The sequence below is a fragment of the Curtobacterium oceanosedimentum genome, assembly GCF_040545555.1.
Classification (GTDB): Bacteria; Actinomycetota; Actinomycetes; order Actinomycetales; family Microbacteriaceae; genus Curtobacterium.
The window spans coordinates 1-6,203 of the sequence record NZ_JBEPMD010000024.1; the positions used below are offsets into that span (position 1 = coordinate 1).

A 6,203-nucleotide genomic window follows, 5' to 3' on the forward strand; every position below is an offset into this window, starting at 1 on the left:
GGCCCCCCCCGCCCGCGGGCGGCGCGCGGGGGGGGGGGGGGGGGGGCGGGCGCCCGCCCCCGCGGGGCCGGGGGGGGGGGCCGGGGGGCCCCCCCCCCCCGGGGGGGGGGGGGGGGGGCCGGGGGCCCCCGCGCCTCCCGTCCGTCGTGTCGAGGAGTCCTAGGACTCGATCTCGCCCTGCGGGCTCTCCGCGGACTCGACCGCGTTCGCCCCGGCGAGGACCTCCTCGCGACCCGGCTGACGCCCGGTCTCGAACTGGAAGGCACCCTCGGCGAAGTCGACCTTCACGTGGTCGCCCGCGTTGAGCTCACCCTGCAGGATGTGCTCGGACAGCTGGTCCTCGACCTCGTGCTGCATCGCGCGACGCAGCGGTCGGGCACCGAGTGCCGGGTCGAAGCCGACCTTGATGAGCTGCTCCTTGGCGGCGAGCGTGAGCTCCACCGTCATGTCGCGGTCCAGCAGGCGGTCCGACAGGCGCTTCACGAACAGGTCCACGATCTGCAGCAGCTCGGGCTGCGAGAGCTGCGGGAAGACGATCGTGTCGTCGACGCGGTTCAGGAACTCCGGCTTGAAGTGCTTCTTGAGCTCCTCGTTCACCTTCGAGCGCATGCGGTCGTAGCCGACGGCCGAGTCACCCTCGACCTGGAAGCCCACCGGACCACCCGCGATGCCCTGCGAACCGAGGTTCGTGGTCATGATGATGACGGTGTTCTTGAAGTCGACCACGCGGCCCTGACCATCGGTCAGGCGACCCTCTTCGAGGACCTGCAGCAGCGAGTTGAAGATGTCCGGGTGGGCCTTCTCGATCTCGTCGAACAGGACCACGGAGAACGGCTTGCGGCGCACCTTCTCGGTGAGCTGGCCGCCCTCCTCGAACCCGACGAACCCGGGAGGGGCACCGAAGAGTCGCGAGACCGTGTGCTTCTCACCGAACTCCGACATGTCGAGGGAGATCAGCGCGCCCTCGTCGTCGAACAGGAACTCCGCGAGCGCCTTGGCGAGCTCGGTCTTCCCGACGCCCGTGGGGCCGGCGAAGATGAACGAGCCCGAGGGGCGGTTCGGGTCCTTGAGACCGGCACGGGTGCGGCGGATCGTCTTCGAGAGGGCCGAGATGGCCTCTTCCTGTCCGATCACGCGCTCGTGCAGGGCCTTCTCCATGAAGACGAGACGCGAGGTCTCCTCTTCCGTGAGCTTGAAGACCGGGATGCCCGTGGCCTGCGCCAGGACCTCGGCGATGATGCCCTCGTCGACGGTGCCGGACGCGGCGACGTCACCCGCACGCCACTGCTTCTCGAGGCGGAGACGCTCGCCGAGGAGCTTCTTCTCCTCGTCGCGCAGGCTCGCGGCCTTCTCGAAGTCCTGCTCCTCGATCGCGGCTTCCTTCTGCCCGCGGACCGTCGAGATCTTCTCGTCGAACTCCCGGAGCTCCGGCGGCGCCGACAGGATCGACAGGCGGAGACGTGCGCCGGCCTCGTCGATCAGGTCGATGGCCTTGTCCGGCAGGAAGCGGTCCTGCACGTAGCGGTCCGCCAGGTTCGCCGCGGCGACGATCGCGCCGTCGGTGATGGACACCTTGTGGAACGCCTCGTACTTGTCGCGGAGGCCCTTGAGGATGTTGATCGCGTGGGGCAGCGACGGCTCGTTGACCTGCACCGGCTGGAAGCGGCGCTCGAGTGCGGCGTCCTTCTCGAAGTGCTTGCGGTACTCGTCGAGCGTGGTCGCACCGACCGTCTGCAGCTCACCACGGGCGAGGAGCGGCTTGAGGATCGACGCGGCGTCGATCGCACCCTCGGCAGCACCGGCACCGACGAGCGTGTGGATCTCGTCGATGAAGACGATGATGTCGCCGCGGGTGCGGATCTCCTTCGTGACCTTCTTGAGGCGCTCCTCGAAGTCACCGCGGTAGCGGGACCCGGCGATGAGCGAGCCGAGGTCGAGCGAGTAGAGCTGCTTGTCCTTCAGCGTCTCCGGGACGTCGCCCTTGACGATCGCCTGGGCGAGGCCCTCGACGACCGCGGTCTTGCCGACGCCCGGCTCACCGATCAGGACGGGGTTGTTCTTGGAGCGGCGGGAGAGGATCTGCATGACCCGCTCCATCTCCTTCTCGCGCCCGATCACCGGGTCGAGCTTGCCGTCGCGCGCGGCCTGGGTGAGGTTCCGACCGAACTGGTCGAGGACCTGCGAACCCTGCTGGGCGTTCTGCTGCTGCTCGCCGCCGACGGCGACCGCTTCCTTGCCCTGGTAACCGGACAGGAGCTGGATGACCTGCTGACGGACGCGGTTGAGGTCCGCACCGAGCTTGACGAGGACCTGGGCGGCGACGCCCTCGCCCTCGCGGATGAGGCCGAGCAGGATGTGCTCGGTCCCGATGTAGTTGTGGCCGAGCTGCAGCGCCTCGCGCAGGGACAGCTCGAGCACCTTCTTGGCGCGCGGCGTGAACGGGATGTGCCCGGTCGGCTGCTGCTGGCCCTGCCCGATGATGTCCTGGACCTGCTCGCGGACGGCATCGAGCGAGATGCCGAGCGACTCCAGCGCCTTGGCGGCGACGCCCTCGCCCTCGTGGATGAGGCCGAGGAGGATGTGCTCGGTGCCGATGTAGTTGTGGTTGAGCATCTTCGCTTCTTCTTGAGCGAGGACGACAACACGACGGGCTCGGTCGGTGAATCTCTCGAACATGTGCTCTCCCTTGCCGGGCTCGTGGGAGCTCGGTGACGTACATCGAGACTAACCAGCGGACCCCCGCAGGGCTGCCCCTGTTCGCCGTGGGCGTGACCTCTCTTCGCACGGTGGCCCAGGACCTCCGCACTGGCCGCCGACCAGGCCCGGGCGGCTACGATCTGGGCATGGAGCAGCCCGTCGTCGGCCTCGTCGTCCACCCCACCAAGAACGTGCGGGAGTCGATCACGACCCTGCAGCGGTGGAACGCCTCGGGTGCCGGACGGCTCGTTGCCCGGCGGGCTGACGCGCAGCGCATCGGCGGCGACGTCGAGGTGATCGGCGACGACGACTTCACGGACCAGGTCGACCTCGTCGTCGCGCTCGGCGGGGACGGCACGATGCTCGGCGCGATGCGACTCGTGGCGAAGCGCCCGGTGCCGGTGCTCGGCGTGAACTACGGCAACGTCGGGTTCCTGGTGGAGATCGAGCCGCCCGAGCTCGAGAACGCGCTCGACCGGTTGTCCGCCGGCGAGTACCAGCTCGAACCGCACCACGCCCTCGAGGCCCGACTGTCGTGGAGCGGCGCCCGCACGGACTACCTGGCGTTCAACGACCTGACGATCGTGCGACGCCCGGGAGCCGGACAGGTCTCCGCCGACCTCAGCGTCAACGGCCTCGGCTACGGCTACTACCGCGCGGACGCCATCGTCGCCGCGACCCCCGCCGGGTCCACCGCCTACAACTACGCGGCCGGCGGACCCGTGCTCTCCCCCGCACTGTCGGGCTCGGTCGTGACCCCGGTCGCCCCGATGGCGGGCATCGACCGCGCCGTGGTCCTGGCCGCGCGGGAGCGCTACCGCTTCGACATCGCCGAGGGCACCAGGAGCGCCGCCCTCGAGGTCGACGGGCTCGTCGTGGGCGAGGTCGCGACGGGGGCGCAGATCGACATCCGACTGCGGAAGGACGCCGGCAGCGTCGTGCGCCTCGACGCCGAGCGGCACGGACGCACCGGCCGGGTGAAGCTCAGCCTGCTCGACCTGCCGGTCCGCCCGGACCAGCTCATCGAGCTCATCCCGCAGGACCTGCGCCAGAAGCTCGGCCGCGAGCTCGAGGACTAGCGCGCGGGGCCGCGGGCGGCCGGGCCGCGGACAGCGAAGTGGCCCGCCCAGGCAGTGCCTGGACGGGCCGTCCCATCACCCCACCGGACCGCCTTCCCACAGGACGGCCCGGTTCCCCGTGCCGAGGTCGAGACCCCGGCCGAAGCCTGCTGACCTCAGTCGGTCAGGTACAGCTGCATGTCCTGGCTCACGGCCTTCGCGAACAGGCGCAGCTTGGCACGCGACTCGACGCGGCTGACCGCCTGGCGCGTGGTGTGCACGATCTTCGAGATCTCGTCGAGCGTCATCGGCTTGTCGTCGTCCAGGCCGTAGCGCATGCGGATGACGTTGGCCTCGTCGCTCGGCAGCTCGGAGACGATCGAACGGATGTCGCGGTGCAGGAGCGTCGTCTCGGTGAGTTCGTTCGGGCTCGCGGCGTCCTCGTCCTCGATGAAGTCGCCGAGCTCGCTGTCGTCGGAGTCACCGACGACGGTGTGGATCGACACCGGCTCGTGCGAGCGGCCCTTGAGGTCGAGGAGCTCCTCGGTGCTCATGCTGAGCTCGGCGGCGACCTCATCGGCCATCGGCGCGCGGCCGAGGTCGACGGTCAGGTCCCGCTCGGTGCGCGAGATCTTGTTGATCAGCTCGACGGTGTGCACCGGGATGCGGATGGTGCGCGCCTTGTCGGCGAGGCCACGCGAGATGGCCTGGCGGATCCACCAGGTGGCGTAGGTCGAGAACTTGTAGCCCTGGGTGAAGTCGAACTTCTCGACCGCACGGACCAGGCCGAGGTTGCCCTCCTGGATGACGTCCATGAACGGCAGGCCGCGCTGCGAGTAGCGCTTCGCGATGCTCACGACGAGTCGGAGGTTCGAGGTGATCATGCGCTCCTTGGCGCGCTCACCGTCGCGGACGAGCCAGCGCAGCTCGCGCTGCAGCGTCTTGTCGATGCCGGGCTCGGTGTTGAGCTTCTCCTCGGCGAAGAGGCCGACCTCGATGCGGCGGGCGATGTCCGCCTCGTCTTCCGCGGTCAGGAGCGAGAGGCGCCCGATGTGGCGCAGGTAGTCACCGACCTGGTCGACCGAGGCGCCGCGGACACCCGCGAGCTGCTCGTCGGCCTCGACCTCGACGGCGTCGAGGGTGGTGGTCTCCACCGCGGCGACCGCGGTCTTCGCGGCTGCTGCCTTCTTGCTGCGGCGCGCGGTGGTGCCAGTGGTCGTCGTCTTCGGTGCTGCGGTCGCGATCGTCATGGTGACTCTCCCTGCGGTTCGACGGTGATGGCCTCGTTGGGGGGTGGTGATGAGTAAAGCGGTCGCGAGGTGTACCCCACAAACCGATCGGATCGATTCCCAGGGAACGTCGTGCTTCACCCGAGTAGCTGTCCCCCGCGGGGTACAGGCCCAACGTCAGCATGGACCCGGCCGATGCCCGCGCACAAGGGGATGTCGCCGAGTTTCCGGTGTTGCAGGGAGGTTTCATCGACGATCGCAAGCGTGTACCCCGGGGCGCTGCGCCGAGCGGACACGGAAAAGGGGTACGGCGTTCCGGATCGTCGTGATCCGGGTGCCGTACCCCGAAGAGCGTCAGGAGCGGGATGTCACCAGGAGGGTTCGAGCCACCCGTCCCGTCGTTGGGAGGACTCGAGGTCGGCGTCGAGGTCGAACTCGTCGTACTCGCTCTCGATGTCGCCGACGAGGCTGCGGCCGGTGAAGGCGTGCGTGATGGACATGCGGACGATGCTCACCCGTGCGGGCGACGACGGGGCGACGTCGGGATGAACGGTCGGTGACCGACGGCGGGCGCTCAGACGTCGACGTCGTCCTCGTCGCCGTCCGCCCACACGGCGTCACGGGCCGCGTCGGGCAGCACGGAGTGCCCGAAGGCGTCCTCGGGGTCGAGGTCCGCCGGGTCCGAGGCCAGGGACGACGGGGCGAGCGCCGACGGGGCCGGGGACGACGGGGAGGGACGTGCGGTCACCACGTCACTGCACCACCCGTCGGTGAACGGCCGGTGACGGACTGCGCTGTGGGCGCAGGCTGGTCGGGACTACTCCGCCGAGGTCGGTGCGGGAGCGGGGCGGCCGTGCTCGCGCTCGTATCGCGCGCGCTCCTCGGCCTCGACCTTCGCGTACGCGGACCGCTCGGTGCGGTCGGCGCGCATGATCGCGCGCATCACGAACCAGAAGATGAGGCCGACGACGACGGTCGGCGTCACGGCGAAGATGATCCCGGTCACGACTCCATCTGGCACCGGAGCATCGTACCTCGCCCCGGTGAGCGCCACGTGCCCGGGACGGTGCCGGGACGGACGGGAGGCGGGGGGGCCCCCCGCCCCCCCCCCCCCCCCCCCCCCCCCCGGCCCCCCCGCCCCCCCGCGCGCCCCCCCCCCCCCCCCGCCCGGGGCCGCCCCCCCCCCCCGGTTTCCCCCGCCGCGACCTGCTCCGCGAAG

The 6,203-nt window shown here is 70.3% G+C and carries 6 protein-coding genes; 1 reads left to right on the forward strand and 5 read right to left on the reverse strand.

Annotated features, from left to right (window positions below; genetic code table 11):
- Nucleotides 1-159: 159 nt before the first annotated feature.
- Nucleotides 160-2,676 carry an ATP-dependent Clp protease ATP-binding subunit gene (locus ABIC52_RS16130; protein WP_209824332.1) on the reverse strand — a complete coding sequence of 839 codons (2,517 nt, stop codon included), beginning with the start codon at nucleotides 2,674-2,676 and terminating at the stop codon, nucleotides 160-162.
- 167 nt (nucleotides 2,677-2,843) lie between these two features.
- On the opposite strand from ABIC52_RS16130, the gene ABIC52_RS16135 reads away from it, so the two are divergent.
- On the forward strand, nucleotides 2,844-3,776 hold the full coding sequence (locus ABIC52_RS16135) for an NAD(+)/NADH kinase (RefSeq protein ID WP_126890458.1): 933 nt from the start codon (nucleotides 2,844-2,846) through the stop codon (nucleotides 3,774-3,776).
- Nucleotides 3,777-3,931: 155 nt separating this feature from the next.
- Here the strand turns inward: ABIC52_RS16135 and ABIC52_RS16140 are convergent, their stop codons facing one another.
- The 4 genes from ABIC52_RS16140 to ABIC52_RS16155 form a co-directional block, all read right to left on the reverse strand.
- Nucleotides 3,932-5,005 carry a sigma-70 family RNA polymerase sigma factor gene (locus tag ABIC52_RS16140; RefSeq protein ID WP_354027813.1) on the reverse strand — a complete coding sequence of 358 codons (1,074 nt, stop codon included), beginning with the start codon at nucleotides 5,003-5,005 and terminating at the stop codon, nucleotides 3,932-3,934.
- A gap of 347 nt (nucleotides 5,006-5,352) precedes the next feature.
- A complete protein-coding gene (locus ABIC52_RS16145; protein ID WP_274542761.1) occupies nucleotides 5,353-5,484 on the reverse strand; it encodes a hypothetical protein in 132 nt (43 codons plus the stop codon).
- A 74-nt stretch (nucleotides 5,485-5,558) separates the two neighbouring features.
- Nucleotides 5,559-5,732: a hypothetical protein gene (locus tag ABIC52_RS16150; RefSeq protein WP_354027814.1), complete on the reverse strand. Its 174-nt coding sequence runs from the start codon at nucleotides 5,730-5,732 to the stop codon at nucleotides 5,559-5,561.
- 69 nt (nucleotides 5,733-5,801) lie between these two features.
- Nucleotides 5,802-6,005, reverse strand: coding sequence for a hypothetical protein (locus tag ABIC52_RS16155; protein ID WP_058749396.1), 204 nt, complete (start codon nucleotides 6,003-6,005; stop codon nucleotides 5,802-5,804).
- Between the last annotated feature and the right edge of the window lie 198 nt (nucleotides 6,006-6,203).

Bases quoted from the DNA above. Each gene is read 5' to 3' on its own strand.
- ABIC52_RS16135 (WP_126890458.1), top strand. From the start codon at position 2,844: ATGGAGCAGCCCGTCGTCGGCCTCGTCGTCCACCCCACCAAGAACGTG.
- ABIC52_RS16130 (WP_209824332.1), bottom strand. From the start codon at position 2,676: ATGTTCGAGAGATTCACCGACCGAGCCCGTCGTGTTGTCGTCCTCGCT.
- ABIC52_RS16140 (WP_354027813.1), bottom strand. From the start codon at position 5,005: ATGACGATCGCGACCGCAGCACCGAAGACGACGACCACTGGCACCACC.
- ABIC52_RS16145 (WP_274542761.1), bottom strand. From the start codon at position 5,484: ATGTCCATCACGCACGCCTTCACCGGCCGCAGCCTCGTCGGCGACATC.